Origin of the sequence: Steroidobacter gossypii (assembly GCF_016801985.1) — a bacterium.
Classification (GTDB): domain Bacteria; phylum Pseudomonadota; class Gammaproteobacteria; order Steroidobacterales; family Steroidobacteraceae; genus Steroidobacter; species Steroidobacter gossypii.
On the sequence record NZ_JAEVLS010000004.1, the window covers coordinates 22,043 to 40,402 of the forward strand.

6 protein-coding genes are annotated in these 18,360 nt (G+C 61.8%); all 6 read right to left on the bottom strand.

The annotated features are described in order from the left end of the window. Window positions 1-99: 99 nt before the first annotated feature. Genes JM946_RS17530 through JM946_RS17555 form a run of 6 tightly spaced genes read right to left on the bottom strand, consistent with a single transcriptional unit; the run spans window position 100 to window position 18,359 of the window. Entirely contained in the window at window positions 100-2,520 is a 2,421-nt protein-coding gene (locus JM946_RS17530; protein ID WP_203168650.1) for an ABC transporter permease, read from the bottom strand. Beyond that, window positions 2,520-3,284, bottom strand: coding sequence for an ABC transporter ATP-binding protein (locus JM946_RS17535; protein ID WP_230979810.1), 765 nt, complete (start codon window positions 3,282-3,284; stop codon window positions 2,520-2,522). Before JM946_RS17535 ends, JM946_RS17530 begins: the two co-directional genes overlap by 1 nt. Window positions 3,285-3,309: 25 nt before the next feature. Beyond that, window positions 3,310-4,563, bottom strand: coding sequence for an efflux RND transporter periplasmic adaptor subunit (locus tag JM946_RS17540; protein WP_203168651.1), 1,254 nt, complete (start codon window positions 4,561-4,563; stop codon window positions 3,310-3,312). A gap of 21 nt (window positions 4,564-4,584) precedes the next feature. Continuing rightward, window positions 4,585-10,434: a non-ribosomal peptide synthetase gene (locus JM946_RS17545; protein WP_203168652.1), complete on the bottom strand. Its 5,850-nt coding sequence runs from the start codon at window positions 10,432-10,434 to the stop codon at window positions 4,585-4,587. Between the two features lie 20 nt (window positions 10,435-10,454). Next, entirely contained in the window at window positions 10,455-13,790 is a 3,336-nt protein-coding gene (locus JM946_RS17550; RefSeq protein WP_203168653.1) for a non-ribosomal peptide synthetase, read from the bottom strand. 24 nt (window positions 13,791-13,814) lie between these two features. Continuing rightward, window positions 13,815-18,359, bottom strand: coding sequence for a type I polyketide synthase (locus JM946_RS17555; RefSeq protein ID WP_203168654.1), 4,545 nt, complete (start codon window positions 18,357-18,359; stop codon window positions 13,815-13,817). Window position 18,360 lies beyond the last annotated feature (1 nt).

Consider the following 18,360-nt stretch of genomic DNA (forward strand, 5'->3'; position numbering starts at 1 on the left):
TCTTGCTCACGTGTGGCCCTCCTGCCGCATCGAACAGTGGAGTCAACGCGGCACGAGCCCAAGAGTTTCACTGCATTCCAAGGAATGTTTGCAAGCGTTTCATTCGCTCCGCAATGCCTTGACCGGATCGACGCGTATCGCGCGCAACGCGGGCATCAGCGAAGCGAACAGGCCGACGGCGATCAGCACCACGACGACCGACCCGAGGGTGAACGGATCGAAGGCCGAAACTCCATGCAACATGCTCGAGAGAAAGCGAGAGAACAGCATCGCCAGCAGCAGCCCGACACCGAGCCCGAGGCTCAATTGCAGCATGCCCTGCCCTACGATCAGGTTGATGATCCGGCTACCGCTCGCCCCGACTGCCCGGCGCACCCCAATTTCCAGAGTGCGCTGGGTCACGGAATAAGCCAGCACGCCGTAGACGCCGACGGCCGAGAGAATCAGCGCGATCAGCGCAAATATTCCGAACAGAATCGACACCAGTCGCGGCGTGAAATTTGCGACCCATATCCAATCGTCGAGCGTGCGCACCCAATACACAGGCGTGTCGGGATCGAGCGCAGAAACCGTCTCCCGCAGACGCTGTGCAAAGTTGATCGGCTCGCCCACCGTGCGCACCGCCACGGTCATGAATCGTGACGGAGCCTGCGACAGCGGCACGAACACGGCCGGATGATAGGGATCGTTCGCCTGATCGAGCAGCACTCGCGAACTTACGCCAACAATCGTGAGCCACTGCGCATTGGTGTTGCCACGACCGCCGAGCAATATTTCCTGTCCGATCGGATCGACGTTGGGAAAGGCGCGCTCGGCAAATCCCTGATCGATCACCGCGACGGGCGCGCTATCGGCACGGTCCCGCGAATCGAACCAACGGCCTCGCACCAGCTTCAATCCAACCACGTCCAGATAGTTGCTCATGACCCCTGCGTAGTTGGTCGGCGGCAGATCGTCCGGCTCAGCGCCAGCCATCGCGCGGGTACGGTAAGGCGTGAGTCGGCCGTCGATGCCGGGATAAGACCAGGCCGCGGAAGCAGCGACAACCCCCGGGTCTGCCTCGAGCCTGTCCACCAGGTTCTCGAAGAACCGCAACTGCGACGCCGGGTCCGGATACTTCGTTTCGAGCAGGCTGATCCGACCCGTCAGCATCTGCGTGTTGTCGATTCCCAGATCCACGTTCTGCAGATTCACCACGCTGCGAATCATCAGTCCCGAGCAGACCAGCAGAATGCAGGACAACCCGACCTCCACGATCACCATCGCGCGGCTGATCTTGGATGCCGACATGCCGGTGTCTTTCGCGCCGTCCTTCAAGTACTGAATCACGTCCGTACGGGTCGCGCTCAGCGCCGGCACCAGGCCCGCGATCACACCTGTGAGAATGGCGGCCGCGGCGGCAAACACCAGGACCTTCCAGTCGATGCTCAGGTCCACCCAGAACGGGCGCTCCTTGTCGGCGGCGATGAGAGCCCGGTTGGTGATGTCGAGCCCACGTTCCGCCAGAAACGCAGCCATCAGCGCACCCAGCGTTGCGAGCAGTACGCTCTCCGTGAGTACGTGCGTCACGATGCGCCAACGATTCGCGCCGAGGGCGGCGCGAACCGCGATTTCCTTTTGTCGAGCAGCGGTCCGCACGAGGATCAGATTGGCGACATTGGCGCAGGCAATGAGCAGCACGAACAACACCGCTGCAAACATCGCACCCACCACCGTCCGCGCGCTCTTGGAAATGTAGGCATCCTCGAACGGCTTGATGACGGTGGTGAGGTTCTTGTTCTCTTCGTACATCTCTCCCAGCGACTTCGAGATGTTCGCAAACTCGGCGGCCGCCTGTTCCAAGGTGACGCCGGGTTTCAGGCGGCCGAACACCTGCAGTCTCGGGCTGTCGGGACCGGCCGGCTGCGTCATGTCGATCTGCAAGGGCATCCAGATACTCTGGTTGAACGGAAACTCGAAGCCCTCCGGCATCACGCCCACGATGGAGGTGGGCACGCCGTTCACACGGATGGTTTTACCCAGCACTTGCGGATCGCTGTTGTAGCGGTTCCTCCAGATGTCGTTACCGATCACGATGACAGGCGGCGCCCCTGGCTGCGCATCCGCGGGCGACAGCACGCGCCCCATGCGAGCGCCGGATTGGATGGCGTCGAAGGCGGACGGCGAGATATATGCCCCCGCCAGTCGCGTCGGCAGCTCGTCATCGGCCAGGCCCACGTTCGCGATATGAAAAGCAGCCAGCTCCACAAAGCTCTGCTGTACGCGCCCGAACTCGACGAAATCGCGCTGGGTGATGGCGATGCCGTCGTCGCCGCGACGGGTGTTCACCTGCTCGACGTGCACGATGCGCTCCGCGTCCGGAAATGGCAACGAGGAAAGCAGGTACGCCTTCACGAAAGTAAACATATACAACGTGGCGCCGAGCCCCAGGCCAAGGGTCAGCACCGCCAGTGCCGTAAACCCCAGGTCCTTGCGGAGCTTCTGCAAGGCATGGCGCATCTCCTGAAAGACCGGTTGCATCAGACTGCACTCCTGGCCGCCGCTTGTTCCGAGAGCGGCTGCCGCAACTCGTTGGCGCGCAACTCCTCGAGCGCCTGCTCATCCACGACCTGGCCGTCGAACATCGCGATGCGACGCTTGGCGCACACCGCGAATCGCTGATCGTGAGTCACCATGCAGATCGTCGCGCCATCCGCATGCAACTGCTCCAGCAGCTTCATCACCGCATCGCCATTGCGCGAATCGAGGTTACCTGTCGGCTCGTCGGCCAACAGGATCGATGGCTGTCCGACCAGCGCACGCGCCACTGCCACACGTTGTTGCTGACCGCCGGACAACTGCGCCGGATAGTGCTTCATGCGATGTGACATGCCGACGCGTTCCAGGGACGCCTGTACTCGTTCCTTGCGCTCTGCGCGCGACATGCCGTCGCGATACGTCAGCGGCAGCTCGACGTTGTCGAAAACCGTGAGGTCGCCGATCAGGTTGAAGCCCTGGAAGATGAAGCCGATCTCGCGATTACGGATCTTCGCTCGCATGGCGGCGCTGAGGTCCTCGATGGCGGTGCCGTTGAGCATGTAGCGCCCTTCGGTGGGCGTATCGAGCAAGCCCAGGATGCTGAGCAGCGTCGACTTGCCGCAACCGGAGGGCCCGATGATGGAAACAAACTCCCCGCGCGCGATCTCGGCGTTCACCCCGGCGAGCGCATGAGTCTCGACCTCGTCGGTGTAGTAGATCTTCTTCAGGTTCGTGAGTCGGATCAGCGGCTGCGCCTCATCCTTCATGGCCATTCCCTCGGTCGAAAGTTGCTCATTCCAGCTCGATGCGATCGTAATCGTCCCACTGCGAGGTATCGGACAGCACCACGCGATCGCCGACGTTCAAGCCATCCAGGATCTGCACCTGATTCACCGACACTTTGCCCAGCGTCACCGGGACGCGGACCGCGGTCGCCGAGTCGGGCTGAACGCGGAACAGACGCTGCGTCGATCCCGCCTGCCCGAAGGCCGGACGCCCCACGTGCAGCACGTTGCTCAATCGCTCGATCAGAATCGTTCCGTCCACGGACAAGTCCGGCCGCGCGCCCGGAGGCAAGGGACCGACGAGCTCGACATCGGTCTGCACAGTGCCGTTCTGTACTGCGGGGTCGACCCGAGTCACACGCCCTTTTGCTACGCCGTTGCGCGTGTCGATCTCCACCGTCTGCCCTATTCGGATATCCTTTGCCTGCGTCTCGGCGATGCGCAGTTTGGCCATCAGTTCGTCCGGACGCGCCACGCGAGCAATGTTTGTTCCTGGCGTCACCCGCTGACCGACTTCCACATCCATCGACTGCAACACTCCGGCGATGCCGGCGCGCACGTGCAAGTTCGCGTACTGAGACTCTCGCAGCGTCAATTGCTGACGCTGTTGCTCCAGCCGCACCGTGGCCGCGCGCAGCTGTGCCTCGACCGCCTGCTGCAAGATCGTTATACGCTCGCGCTCCACTCCAGCGCGCACTTTCAACTGCTCTGCCGCCAGCTCCATGCGCCGATATTCAACGGCTGGAATGATGCCCTGTCGGGCCACATCCTCGCGTGCTTCGGCCTCCAACCGCGCGCCTTCGTATTCTGCCTGCGCCGCTGCCAGCACGGCTCTCTGATTCAGTACGTTCGACTGCAATTCAACTTTCAACGCCGCGTAATCAGCCTCGGCCGCCGAGACTGCCGCCTTCGCCTCCATGACCTGCTGTGCAAGCTCTGGGTTGCTCATCTCCACCAGTACGGTGTCGGGCTCGACGGGCGCACCCGGCTTCACGACCACGCGATCCACTCGCGCCTCGCTCGCCGCAGCAATCCAGCGCACTTCTCGCGGGACCAGCACCCCCGGACCACGTACTTGCAACAGCATGTCGCCGCGCCGAACCGTGTCGATGTATAGAGACACTTGTTCCACCGACGGAGCCGCCGGCTCGAGCGTACCGATGAATACGGCCAGTCCGACGAGCACGCTGATGCCGGCCGCCGAATACCTCAGCCGCCGTTTGTGCTTGTCGCGCTTCAGATCTTCTCGGACGAAATCCATATCGAGTCTGGCCGGTCCTTGCTAACGAATGAATGCATCCAGCTGTTGCTGACGCTTTTGCCTTGCAAGCTCCCTCACTTGCCGGTCGCGCTGCCGCTCCAGGTCGTGCAGCGCCGCGCTCAGTTTCGCGAGGGGCTCGCCCGGATGCTCCGTCAACCACCCCAAGGCGCGTACGAATTGTTCCGCCATGATGGCGGCCGTCTGCTCGTCCAGGAGCGAATCCCGATATTCGAACTCACCATACAACGTTCCGTCGATATCGTTCAATGTCACCAGCAGATCGAACTTGGCGTCCGATTGCCCCAGCCGCGTCTGTTTGAATTCGATGTCGCCGTGCTCGCCACCCGCGCCGGTGTTTCTGTACACAAACCGAGCCCGATAGAGATTCCCGGCATAAAGAGGCTGCGGGCCGGGCAGGCTCTTGAGTACCACCTCATGCGGCACCTCCCTGTTCCTGATCGCGCCCAGGCAGCGCTCCCTGACGGTCGTGAGCAGCTGCTCGCCGGAGCACTCCGGCCCGGCGTCGATCCTGACGGCGAGGGTGTTGAGCATCAGCCCGACGACGTCTTCCAGCTCCTGGACGGCGCGCGTGCTGATCGGCGTGCCGATAATGATGTCGCTCTGGTTGCATTGGACAGCCATCACCTGATGAAGCGCGGCCATACCATACATGAACGTCGTGACATCCGAACGTCGGCTGCCCGCCTTCAGCGCAGCGACGGCCGCGGGGTCCAACGAGTAGGCGTGTGTCTTACAGAACTGCCCGGTCGCGCCACCATGCCCGCGCCGAAACTCCATGCGCGGCACGTTGCCGAGACGCTGTCGCCAGTAGTCGATCTGCTCCTGCGCTCGTTGCGTCTCCAGGAAATGTTCCTGCCACAATACGAAATCCGCAAAGTGTAGCTTCCGTGGTCGCGATTCGACGACCGCACCGAGGCGATGATTGCGATAAATGCTGGCCAGGTCGCGCTGCAGGACCTCGACTGAAAGATAATCGGCGATGACGTGATGCACGGTCAAAGTGGCCACGAGCTCATCGTCCCGCAAGCCGAAGATTCGGAAGCGAATCAGTGCTCCGCCCAGTATCTGGAATGGCTGCTCTGCCTCGACATTTAGCAAATGCTGCAGATTCTTCCTCACTTCATCGCGACTGCTCCCCGGCACCGAAGCGACCGGCACGTCCAGCCGATCCTGCGGCACGAAGCGCTGCCAGAAGCGGCCGTCCTCGACGCTGATCCGGGCGTTGAGCACTTCATGCCGCTCCAGCAACGAGCGGAACACGGCGCCGAGGATGTGAGCGTCAGGAGCGTCGCGAAACTCCATCGTCAACATGATGTTGTAAGTCGACCTGGCTCCGGCCATTTGCTCGTGAGCGCACAATTGCTGCTGTCCACGGCTGACGGGAAAGCGCAGATCCGTGCCCGTCTGCCGGGACAGATAGGCCTGCCGTACAGAGAATATATTCAGCTCGTCTTCGTGCTGTGCCACGCCGGTACGTGAGGCGAGCCTCGCGAACTCCTCGACGGTCGGGTTCTCGAACATCTGCAGCAGATTGACATCCAGGCCGTGCTCAGCTCGCAAGCGCGCGACCACTTTCATGGCGAGCAGGGAATTGCCGCCCAGCGAAAAGAAATTGTCGGTGCGCCCTATCCTCGGAACCTCGAGGTGCTCCATCCACACCTTCGCAATCGCCGTTTCAACCGGCGTCTGCGGAGCTTCGTAAGTATCCTCGTTGACCTGTATACCGTCCGGCTGCGGCAAACCCCTGCGATCGACCTTACCGGTGGCGGTCAGCGGCAGCGCCTCCAGAAAAACGTATGCGCTCGGCACCATGTACGCAGGCAGTCTCTGGCGCAGGAAGGTTTTCAATGCGCGCTCCGTCAACAGCGCGCCTGCTGGCATGTTCTCGGGTTGCCAGCTTTCCAACTGCTGCGGCTCGATCGCGCCACCGAGGAAGCTGTGCACGACATCTACGTCGCCAGAAATCGTCGCTCCGTGCGTCTCAATGTGACCGATCGGGCAGACGCCGACGCCGAATCGCCAGCACCGTGACATCAACCTCTGGCCGATCTGGCCCACCTCGATCCTTCGTGCGTCTGCAGCCTGCTGACTCTCCTGTTCTCGACAGGTAATGAGCAACGAAAGGGCCGATGCCAGGAATGTGCGCGCATTCTGCGCGTTATACATCGCTGCTACGGTTGATTCGTCGGCGCTCGTGAGCAACCGCACGCGATCGGTCGAGCGGTGATATTCATACCACGCGCCGCCGGCAATGGACTCGTCGATGCCGCTTCTGAGATACAACAGATATCTGTATTCATCGCGCACGGGCAACAAGCGCAATAGCGACGAAAGTTGCGACCCCGAAAGCGGAGCGGCTGAGAACGTTCGGAAGCTCTGCCGCTGCAACACCGTCCATTGTTCCCCCCGTGGGGCCGGTGGCCTTACATCGATTCGCGCCGAACCGAGCAGGATCGAAGCCTCCGGCATCTCATCGGAAAACGGCCCCTCGATCCATCCGTGCCACGTGGTATCCAGCGCCAGGCCAAGGTGGTTCGCCTCCTCCACCAAGGCAGCGTGCATGTAACCGGCTTCCAGGAGCGTCATCTGCCTCGCCAGCTCATGCTCATACATCGGCGCAATCGCTGCGAAATCGGCCAGCCAGAAGGCACGCAGCTCCGCGTCGTCGCCACCCCGGTCTGGCAGGACGGGCATCGAGGCCAGGCGGACCAGAGCGTTTTCACTGCTCGAATAATAATAAAAGCCCGGCAGGAGGTCGCCGACAGCCGCATTCACGCGTAGATACAGCTGCACCGGATACAAACTCGACGCGGACGGATATCGATACTTCGGCACCGGGCTGTCATCAAACATCTCCTGTTTGAGCACCGATAGCAGTCTGGACAGCTGCTGCTTGGAAACCTTCCCCGAACCCGGATCTGCCGCCGACGCAGTTTGCTCCAGGTCGACACGCGCGTAGCCTGCATCGAGCTTGCGAACACCCCTGCGCTCCAGAACAAAACGGGCGCGCTCCGCTGGCGCGCTGATCGTTGCTCCGGAAACGGTACTCTGCTCGCAAGGCGCCGCCTCCTGCCCGGCAGGGACGACATAGGCAATGAGTCGATCCCGGCTTTCGCTGGGAATGACGATGGACGCCAGCACGCCCTCGTGCTCGCCAAGCTTGGCCTCGATCTCGCCCAGCTCGATGCGATGCCCGTTGATCTTGACCTGCTTGTCCTCGCGGCCGAGGAACTCGATGTTGCCATCCTCGATATAGCGGCCCCGATCGCCCGTTCGATACAGAACTTCGCCATCGATGGTAACGAAGCTGTTGCGCGTCTTCTCCGCGTCTTTCCAGTAGCCCTTCGCGACGCCGATTCCACCGATGTACAGATCGCCGCTCACCCAATCCGGGCACGGCCGGCGATGCTCATCGAGCACGTGGAAGCTTTGGTTTGCGAGCGGCTTGCCATACGGCACCGATCGCAAGCTATCGGTCCGCTCGCGGATTGGATAGTAGATGGACCAGATGGAAGCCTCCGTGGCGCCGCCGAGGCTGATGACCTGACATTCCGGCTTGACCAGGTCGAAGATCCGGCCCGGCAGCGACACCGGAATCCAGTCGCCGCTCATCATCACCAGCTTCAACCCGTGCAGATGACGAGACTTGTGAAGCTCGCAATCGTCCACCAGCAACTGCATCAGCGCGGGCACGGTGTTCCATACCGTGACTCCATGGCGCTGGATCAGCGACCACCACTTGTCGTGACTCTTCATCTCGCTGTGATGCGGATAGACGATGCAACCACCGACCGCCAACAGCCCGAAGATGTCGTACACCGACAGATCGAAGCCCAGTGACGACAGCGCCAGCACGCGATCTTGCTCGCCCACACCGAAGCGACGGTTGATGTCCAGCACCGTGTTGACGGCGCCGCGATGGTCGATGACCACGCCTTTTGGCGTTCCCGTGGAGCCCGACGTGAAGATCACATAGGCGATGTCCTCGATGGATTGGCGACACACCGGTGATCCGGACGGCAGGTCGCGAAGCGTCTCCACACTGACGTCGAATACTTTCTGGACCGATTCCGGCGCGCACGAAGCGCCGAGATCGGGTGTCTTCACCAGCAGGCGGCACTCGCCCTGCTCGAGCAACCCGGTGATCCGCAGCGGCGGCAGATCGGCATCCAGCGGCATGTATGCAGCGCCCGCCTTGAGGATCCCAAGAACCGCGACCACCTGCTGCCAACCTTTGCGCATGAGCACGCCGATCAACGTGTTCGGCGCGGCGCCGGCATCGATGAGCTGCAACGCGAGAGCGTTGGACCAGCGGTCCAACTGTGCGTAGCTGATCTCCATCTCGTCGGTACGGATCGCAGGATTCGCAGGCGTCTTCACCGCCTGCTGCTGGAACAACGTATGCAGTAGGTCAGCGCTTATCGGCTGCCGGTCGGCGTTCACCTGTTCTCGGATCTTCCGTTGGCGCAGCGGCAGCTCGTCGAGCATGCCGGCCGACGCGGTTTGTTCCGTACACAACCTGCGGAGCATGCTCTCGTAGCTCTCGAGCATGTCATCCATCAACCGCGGTGGAAACAATTCATCGACGGAGTCCCACCAGATCAGCGCGCTTCCATCCAACATCTCGCAGGCCTGATGGTCGATGGCGACCTGGCTGGTCCGCGTGTGGTTGTATCCCAATTTCGCTGTGCTCAGATCCTTGTCGTTGCGCCAGGTGTAATTCTTCCGATACGGCTCCGCGAATCTGAGATAGCTCGTGAACACAACGTCCATGCGCACAGCCGATCCACCGCTGCGCGCTCTCAACAGCTCGCGGATGAACTCGACGCCACTGAACAGGCCGTGTCGGACGTCGTCTCTCAGCTGCGTTTTGATGGCCCGTGCCCGCTCCGCCAAAGAAGCCTCGCGAGAGGCATCGATCTCCAGCAGAATGTTCGAGGTGAATTCACCCACGAGCTGCTCGACCTCCTCGTGCACTGCCAGCCGGTTCATCATCGTGACGTTCACCGCGAATCGCTTGGTCCTGCTCCACCGGCTGAGGATCTCGGCAAACACCGTCAGCAACAGCACGGTTGGAGGTACTCCGAGCTTGCGCGAACGCCGCTTCACGAGCGTCCACTCATCCGGCGTCAGTGTGAAAGCATGCCGGGTAAATCTTTGCGTGCCCGCCGCAGGCTCCTGCAGCCGCGGCAGATCCGGCCCGTTGGGAAAATCGGCCAGGCGATCCATCCAGTATTGCCGATCGGCCAGGTAGGCAGCGCTCGCCGACATCTCTTGAAATGCGAGCGCATAGTCTCGGAAGGAGAGTTGCTTTGGCGTAAGGGTCGCATCGGGATCCGCATAGAGGCGGCCGAACTCGAGGATCATGATCACGAGGCTGCCGAGGTCGCTGCCCAGCATGTCGAGCGTAAAGTGCATGCGGAACTTTCGCTCAGCCGATCTCGAGACACGCAGGTCGAACAGCGGTCCGCTTTGCGGCAGACTGGTGTGAAGCATCTCGTCGCGAATGCGCTGGAGCGCCTGCTCTGCCTCGGTGGCATCGCGCCCGGTGAGGTCGTAGTAGCGGATTTTGTAATCAAGTTGCTCGCGCAGGTATTGCTCCCCATCGGGGGTGAATGCGACGCGCAGCATCTCGTGCCGCTCGATCAAGCGATTCCATGCCTTTTCAACGCGCGCGACGTCGAGATGATCGAACTCGACTTCGTAGTACGGCCCGGTCGCGATACCCGCGAGATAGCCGCTCGAGTTTCTGGCGAACAGATAGGACTGCTGAATGGGCAGCAACGGGAATGGCTGATGCCGAGCGTCGAGGTCGATCCTCGCTTCCGGCAGGGTGTTATCGATTCGCATCGTCAGGCTCCGCTGCCAGGTCAGATCTCGATGGTTTCCAGGTCGGCATCGTCGCGGGCGCTCAGCAGCCGGGTCGCTGCCTGAATCTCGTCCACCCGGGCGGCCAGCCGTTCCAATGTCAGCAGGTCGAAGACATCGCGCGCCTTCAGCTCCACCGCAAATCGTTTGCGCGCCTCCGCGACGACCTTGGTCGCCGCCAGCGAATGTCCGCCCAGATCGAAGAAGTTGGCGTTGCGACCGACTCTGGGCGTGCCCAGAGCGCTGCTCCAGATCTGCGCCATGGCGATCTCCGTCTGCGTCGACGGCTCGAAGAACGCTTCGGCGCCGATGTCGCCATGGGTCGGCGCCGGAAGCGATTTTCGATCCACCTTGCCATTCGGCAGTAATGGCAGCATCGGTAGCAGATCGATCGTCGCCGGCACCATGTACTCGGGCAGCGCGTTCCGCAGCTGAGTCACCAGCGACAGGCGGCTGACCGACGCGTCTTCGTCGATGCAGGCATAGGCGTGGATGGCCACGCCGTTCGCTTCCGAGACACTGCTGGTGCAGGCGGCCTGTACCACTGACGGCAGGGACAGCAGTGTCCTCTCGATCTCACGCAGGTCCACGCGGATGCCGCGCACTTTGACCTGCTGGTCCACTCGCCCGAGATACTCGATGTTGCCGTCGTCCAGATACCGAGCATGGTCGCCCGTGCGATAGAGCCTCGCACCGCTCGGCCCAAACGGATCCGGGATGAACTGTTCTGCCGTGAGCGAGGCCTTGCCGTGATAACCCCACGCCAGCCCGGCACCGCCCGCGTACAACTGCCCCTTGACGCCGATCGGACAAGGTCGCAGCTCATGGTCCAATACATACATTCGCGTGTTGGCGATGGGCTTGCCGATGGGCACGATCTCACTCGAGCCTGCGTTGCCAGTCAGGCGGCAATAGGTCACGTCCGCCGCCACTTCGGTCGATCCATACAAATTCAACAGCTCCGCCTTGGGCGCTGCCCTGGCGAACAGCTCCACGAGGCTGCCATGCAACTCCTCGCCACTGACCGTGACATGTCGTAGCGACGGTAATTTCTCGCCGAGATTCGGGTAGTACAGCAGGATCGATTGCAGCAGCGAGGGCACGAGCACGACTCGTGTAACTGCGCGAGCCGCAAGATGCTCGACGAACTCGTACAGATCGAAATGCTCGTCCTGAGGAAAGATGCTGACGGGAACGCCTCGCAGTAGCGCGCCCCAGACCTCGGCGATGGAATCCACGAACGAAGGCGTGGTCTTGTGACAAACCACTTCGTCCGTACCGTATGGCAGCTCATCCCACATCCATTGCAGCCGGTTGAGCAACCCACGATGCGTTCCGATGACGCCTTTCGGCACACCGGTAGATCCCGAGGTATATAGAATGTACGCCGCCGAGCCTTCCTCGACTTCCACTGCTGTGACGGGCGGGCGAAACGGTCTGGAGCGGGCATTGGCAAAGACCGTAGGGATCGGCCCGGCGCGGAGCGACTCCGAGGCCTGCGACGTGGTCAGCATCAGCTGCGGCCGGGCGTCTTCCAGAATGAATGCACGACGCGATGCTGGCAGTGCTGGATCGAGCGGCACGTAACAGCAGCCGCATTTGAAGACAGCCAGTATGCTGCTGATCATCTCCGGCGAGCGCGGCATGCAGATCGCGATCGTCGCGCCGGGCTGGATGTCGTGTTCCCGAATCTGTGCCGCCAGCTCGTTGGCCTGCTCTTCCAGCGTCCCGAACGTAAGCGAACCGCCAGCGTGGTGAATCGCGATTTTTCCGGGATGCTCCAGTGCGCGCAGCCGGAACAACTCGGCGACCGACGACCGCGGATACGCTCGTTCGGTCCGATTCCATCGATCGAGAAAATCCCGCTGGGTGTCCGACATCATCGGAATGCGTCGAAGCGCAAGGTCCGGCGCTTCCGACACTTCCCGCGCCAGCGCCTTGAAGTCGCCGATGAAGCGCTCGATGGTCGTTCGACGCAGCAACGCCGTGTTGTAGGTCAGCCAGCCTTCCAGGCCGTTGGGCGTCTCCACCAGGGTGAGATACAGATCGTATTTGGTGGTCGACGTGCCGGCGCCCGTCTTTGTGATCGTGAGCTCCGGCAACACGAAATCGTGCGAGCTTGAGTTCTGAAACACCAGCATGACCTGGAACAGCGGGGTGTGGCTGACGCTGCGCGCGGGATTGACGACCTGGACCACCTGCTCCCACGGCGCTTCCTGGTTGGCATACGCTTCGATGCAAGTCTTCCTGACCTGACGAAGGATGGCTTCGAAGCTCATGCGCTCATCGACGCTGCAGCGGAGCGCGAGGGTATTGAGGAAGTAGCCGATGACCTTCTGCACTTCACGACGCGTGCGATTGTCCACCGGCGTGCCAATCACAATGTCGGACTGCCCGCTATAGCGCGACAACAGAATCGACAAAGTTGCGAGCACAGTCATGAACGGGCTCGCCGATAGTCGGCGGCCGACATCCAGCCATTTCTCCGAAAGCTCCTTACCGAGCAGCAGGCGCTCACTGCTGCCTGCATCGCCGTGATTGCGAGACCGCGGAAAGTCCGACGGCAGCGCGATCAGCTCCGGCGCGCCCTGCAACGCTCGTTTCCAGAACGCCAGTTGCTCATCGAGAGCGACTGAGCGCTGCTGCCATGCCGAGAAATCCCGATACTGAATGGGCAGCTCCGGCAGCGACGGTCCGTCGACGGCTCGTGACGGGGCTATCCCTCGGTGACGATAGTAGTCATAGAGTGTATAGAGCTCTTTCAACAGCAGGCCCTTGGAACAGCCATCGTAGATGATGTGATGCATGTTCATGAGCAACCGTGCGCTGGTGTCCGTAAGCCGCAGCAGGCTGACGCGAATCAGCGGGCCCTCGACCAGATCGAGCAACGACTGCGAATGGGCGCGAACCCTCTCCAGGACCTGGTCTTCGACGATCTCGCAAGACCTCCAGTCCTCCACGACGACATCGAAGCCAAACGTCTCGGCGTCATGAACGACCTGGTACACCGTTCCGTCCTGCTCCCGAAAGGTAGTCCGCAACGACTCGTGTCTGGCGACGATGTCCCGGAAGGCCTGTCGAAGCGCATCGACGTTGAGCGGTCCCTGCAGCTCGTACGAGCTGGCCATGTTGTACTTCGGGCTCGGCCCATCCAGCTGGATCGCCAGCCACAGCGCGCGCTGTGCATAGGAAGCCGGCGCATCGACGCTTCTGTCGAACACCGGGATCGCATCGGGTTGAGCCTCAGGCACGATGCCTGCAAGCCGGTCCGCCACGAACGCCTGCTGGTCCGGTGACAACCTGCTGATCTTCTCCAACACAACTTCACTGGTTTTCATTCCATTCCCTCGGAAACCTCGACGCTACCCTGTGGCCGCCTCTGCGCCGTCGTACTCGGCCAGGATGCGATCCAGCTCGGCCACGTGGATGCTCTTGGCTCTGGCCGCGAGCACCATCTCCGCCTGCGAAGCGACGGTCTGCGCCTCCAGCACCTGCTGCAACGAAATTCTCACGTCGAAGCGTTGCGACAACTGCATCACCAGCTGCGCCAGAAGCAGCGAGTTGCCGCCGAGCTCGTAGTACTGATCGTGCGCTCCAATCGGCCGCACGCCCAGCAAGGACGACCAGATGCCGGCGATGGCTGCCTCCAGCTCGTTCCTCGGCGCCACGAAATCGCTGCTCAAGTGGGCTGGGCGCCGTTGCGCGGCGGCCGGCTCGCGCACCGGCATATTCAGCAAGTCACGACTCGATGGTTGCTCGGCGATGGCGCTGGAGAAATCTCGTTTCGAAACGATCGCCCGCGGCAAAGCGGCAGCCACCAGCATCGAGAACAACTTCGTTCCTTCGACATTGCTGATGGAGTCGCGCGACTTGGCGTCCGCGACGTCATCTCTTGAACGCTGGCTCCTGTGGGCCATGCCCGTCTCCCGCCACTGACACCAGTTGATCGACTGCAGCGGGAACGGAACCTTCGTCGCCTCGCGGGCTGCGAGCCCATCCAGGAACGCATTGGCGGCGCCGTAATCGGCACGCGCAACGCCGCCCTTGATGGCATTCTGGGACGAGCAAAGGAACATGAAGTCCAACGGTTTGCTACGGAAGCAGGCCAGCAGGTTGAGCGCGCCGAGCACCTTCGGTGCGAGCACGCCGTCGATCTCCTCCTCGGTCTTCTTCTGTATAAAACCGCCGCCTGCGATTCCGGCGGCATGGATGACGCCGTTGATTGCTCCGAATTTTCGCTCGGCCCTTGCAGCACAGGCTGCAAGCTGACGGGAGTTCGCTACATCGACGGCTTCGATCAGCAACTCGGCGCCCAATGCTTGCAATCCCCTGAGCTCGCTGCGCAATGTCATTGCTTCGTTGCTTTCATCCATGGCGACGAGCGTGCCCGCCTCTTGTCGGACGAGCGGATTCCTTCCAAGCAGGATCAGCCGCGCCTGATAGTTCTCGGCGAGGAAGCGGGCCAGCTGCATGCCGATTCCACCCAAGCCGCCCGTGATTAAGTAAACGCCGCGCTTCCTGAAAGACGCCGGCTCCGGCGCAGCCTGGACCTCGTGCCGATGAAAGTATTCGACATAGCGCTGCGCCCCTCTCAAGGCAACGAGCGTTTCGTTCGACTCCGAAAAAGCTTCGGCAACCAGCGCCTCGAGTTGCGCGAGTGATGGATCGGGGTCCACGTCCACGTAACAGCATGAGGTGCTTTCGAACTCCTGGCCGATGACTCGGCAGAGCAACGCGACCGCGAAGCTCACCGGATCGAGCAACTCGTCGCCACGGATGCTGGCGCGACCGGCTCCGATGCAGACCAGGCGCGTTTCGCGGATCTCGTGCGCCTGCATCTTCGCGACAGCTCTCTGCAAGGACCATAGGTCGTGAAAGCGTTGGAAGCGACGCCCGGTGTATCCATCATCGATGCTGTATGGAGAGAGATCGCAAGAAAAAATGATGTAGTCCGGCGCAGCGCCTTCCGCAGCCAGGCTCTGCAGCGTCGTCTCGAAATCATCAGCGCACTCTGGCGTCACGCGTGTGACGCGTGCGCCATGCTCCAGCAGATAGCGCGAGAGCGCCGTCATATAGTCACGACTTTCGCCCACCAGAAGCACAGAAGCGCCACGCACAGGCTTGCGGGCTGATGCGGGAGCCGGGATCTGCTTCCAAAGCGGCACGTAGATCCATTCCTCCGGCAGTCGCTCCTGCATCGCATCCGGATAATAAGAGGCTGCTTTCCCGGCGCTCCGGTTCTCCTCGATCCAGTACCGCTCGCGCTGAAATCGATATAGAGGCGCGGGCACTTTGCGAAGCTCCCGGCCGCCGTAGTAGTTCTCCCAATCGATGGCGACGCCCGCCATCCACAGCCCTGCGACTGCTTTGACCATGTACTCATGTCCGTCGACGTTCTCGCGCGGACCCGGTGACGATCTGAAACACGCGGGCCGCCGTGCGAAAGCAGGATCCGTCGCGCACATGCTCAGCAGTGAGCTTGTCACTGCGCCCGGACCGATATCCAGGTAGACGAACTCGCCTCCGGCCGCGATGGTCCGGATGCCGGGCCAGAACAGCACCGCCTGTCTGGCATGCCGCACCCAGTACTGCGGATCGCAGGCGTCTGCATCGCTGATCCAGTCGCCGGTGACATTGGAAACAAAGGGGATACTCGGCGGTTGCAGTCGGATTTGCGCAACCCGTTCCGCGAGCATCCCAAGCACGGGATCTAACAATCGGGAGTGAAAACCATTGCGGCCGTTCACGATCTTGCACTGGAGATGTTTTTCTCCGAGCGCAAGCTCGAGGCTGTGGATCGACTCCGGATCACCGGAAACCACGACAACGCGCGGGGCGTTGACTGCAGCTACGCACAGATTCTCAGACAGATATGGATCGAGCTCGTCGGGCGATAGCTCGACCGACATCATGCGGCCGGGTGGCGTGTCTTCCATGAGCCTGCCTCGCGCGAGCACCAGTGCAAGCGCATCTTCCACCGACATCACACCTGCAATACAAGCCGCCACATACTCGCCGAGACTGTGGCCGATCATGCCCACAGGCTGAACTCCCCACTCCATCCACAGCCTTGCAGTCGCGTATTCGACCGAGAACAAAGCAACCTGCGCATTCTCCGTGCGTTCCAGGCCGGCAGCGATGCGCTCCACGTCGTCGCCATAGATCAAACTCATCAGATCGACGTTCAGAGGCGCCAGCACGGCTGCACATCTTTCGATCTGTTCTCGGAAAAACGGCACGTTGGCGTAGAGTGCTGCGCCCATGTTGGCGTGCTGCGCACCCTGACCCGGAAACATGAACACGACACGTGAACTGGCGCTGGCGGGACAGAGTTCTATCCCTGCACCGATCGTTCGTGTCAGTTGTGCGGCGAGGTCTCGTTTGTCGGTGGCGACATGTGCGATCCGATATGCAAACTCCCGGCGACCCAGTGCAAGGGTGTATGCGATATCGGCGAGATCGAAGCGCGTATCCGCGACGTACTCCAGAAGATCTCTGCACATCTGCTCGAGCGCCGCGGGCGTTCGGGCGGACAACGTGACAATCTCGGGGCGAGAGCCCGACGCGCGCTCTTCGTAAGGTTCCGCCCACTCCTGCACCACGACGTGCGCGTTTGTACCGCCCATGCCGAAGCCACTGATACCTGCGATGCGGCCGCGCTCCGTCGGCGGCCACGCGCGTAAGCTGGTATTCAGATAGAACGGCGTCTGCTCCAGATTCAGTTGCGGATTGGGCTCGACGACGTTGATCGATGGCGGGATCTGCCGGTGCTTCAACGCCAGCACAGTCTTGATGAAGCTGCCGATGCCCGCAGCCGTGCCCATGTGCCCCAGGTTCGACTTGAGCGACCCAATACCACAGTACTGTCTGGCCGACGTCCTGAGCGAGAAGGCCTGGCTCAGTGCGGCCACCTCGATCGGATCGCCCAGCGGCGTGGCCGTGCCATGCGTTTCCACGTAGGTGACATCGGCCGGCTCGACGCCGGCGGCGGCCTGGGCCTCGACAATGACTCTGACCTGGCCGGAAACGCTCGGCGCCGAATAACCCACCTTGTCATCGCCGTCGTTGTTGATGGCCGAGCCGAGGATGACCGCGCTGATGTGATCGCGATCCTCGATCGCATCCTCCAATCTCTTGAGCACCACGATGCCGGCGCCGTTGCCGCTCACGGTGCCCGTCGCCTGCGTGCTGAATGCCCGGCACCGTCCGTCACGGGAAAGAATCCCTCCTTCCTGATACAGATATCCGCGGTCGTGATTGACGGAAATCTGCGAGGCGCCAGCGAGCGCGATGTCGCATTCATAGTCGAGCAAACTGCGGCACCCCAGATGAATCGCCACGATCGATGTAGAACAGGCAGTGGCGATATTGATGCTCGGCCCGGTGAGATTCAGCTTGTAGGAGACCTGGGTCGCCGAGAACGTGAGGTCATTGCCGAACTGCACCGTCTTGCGCCCCAGCTCACGGGCGATCTCCGGATGCGACATCAGATTCTGGAAGAAATAAGAGCTGACGCCGACGCCGGTGAAGACGCCGATGTTGCCCCGGTACTTATCGGGGCAGACGCCCGCGTCCTCCAGCGCGTGATAGGCGCACTCGAGCAGGATTCGCTGCTGCGGCGAAGTGATCTCCGCCTCCCGTGGACTGAAGTCGAACAAGCCGGCGTCGAACTGATCGATGTCGTCGATGTAGGCGCCGACCTTGACGTAATTGGGATGGCGCAACTCCGCCTGGCTCACGCCCACCGCCTCGAGTTCGGCATCGGTGAACGTCCTGAGGGACAGCTTGCCGTTACGGATGTTTCTCCAGAACTCGTCCAGGCTGCGCGCACCAGGGAAGCGCCCCGCCATGCCGATGACGGCAATGCCGGATTCCAGTAACCGCTTGTGCATTCCCTTGCCTGTCATT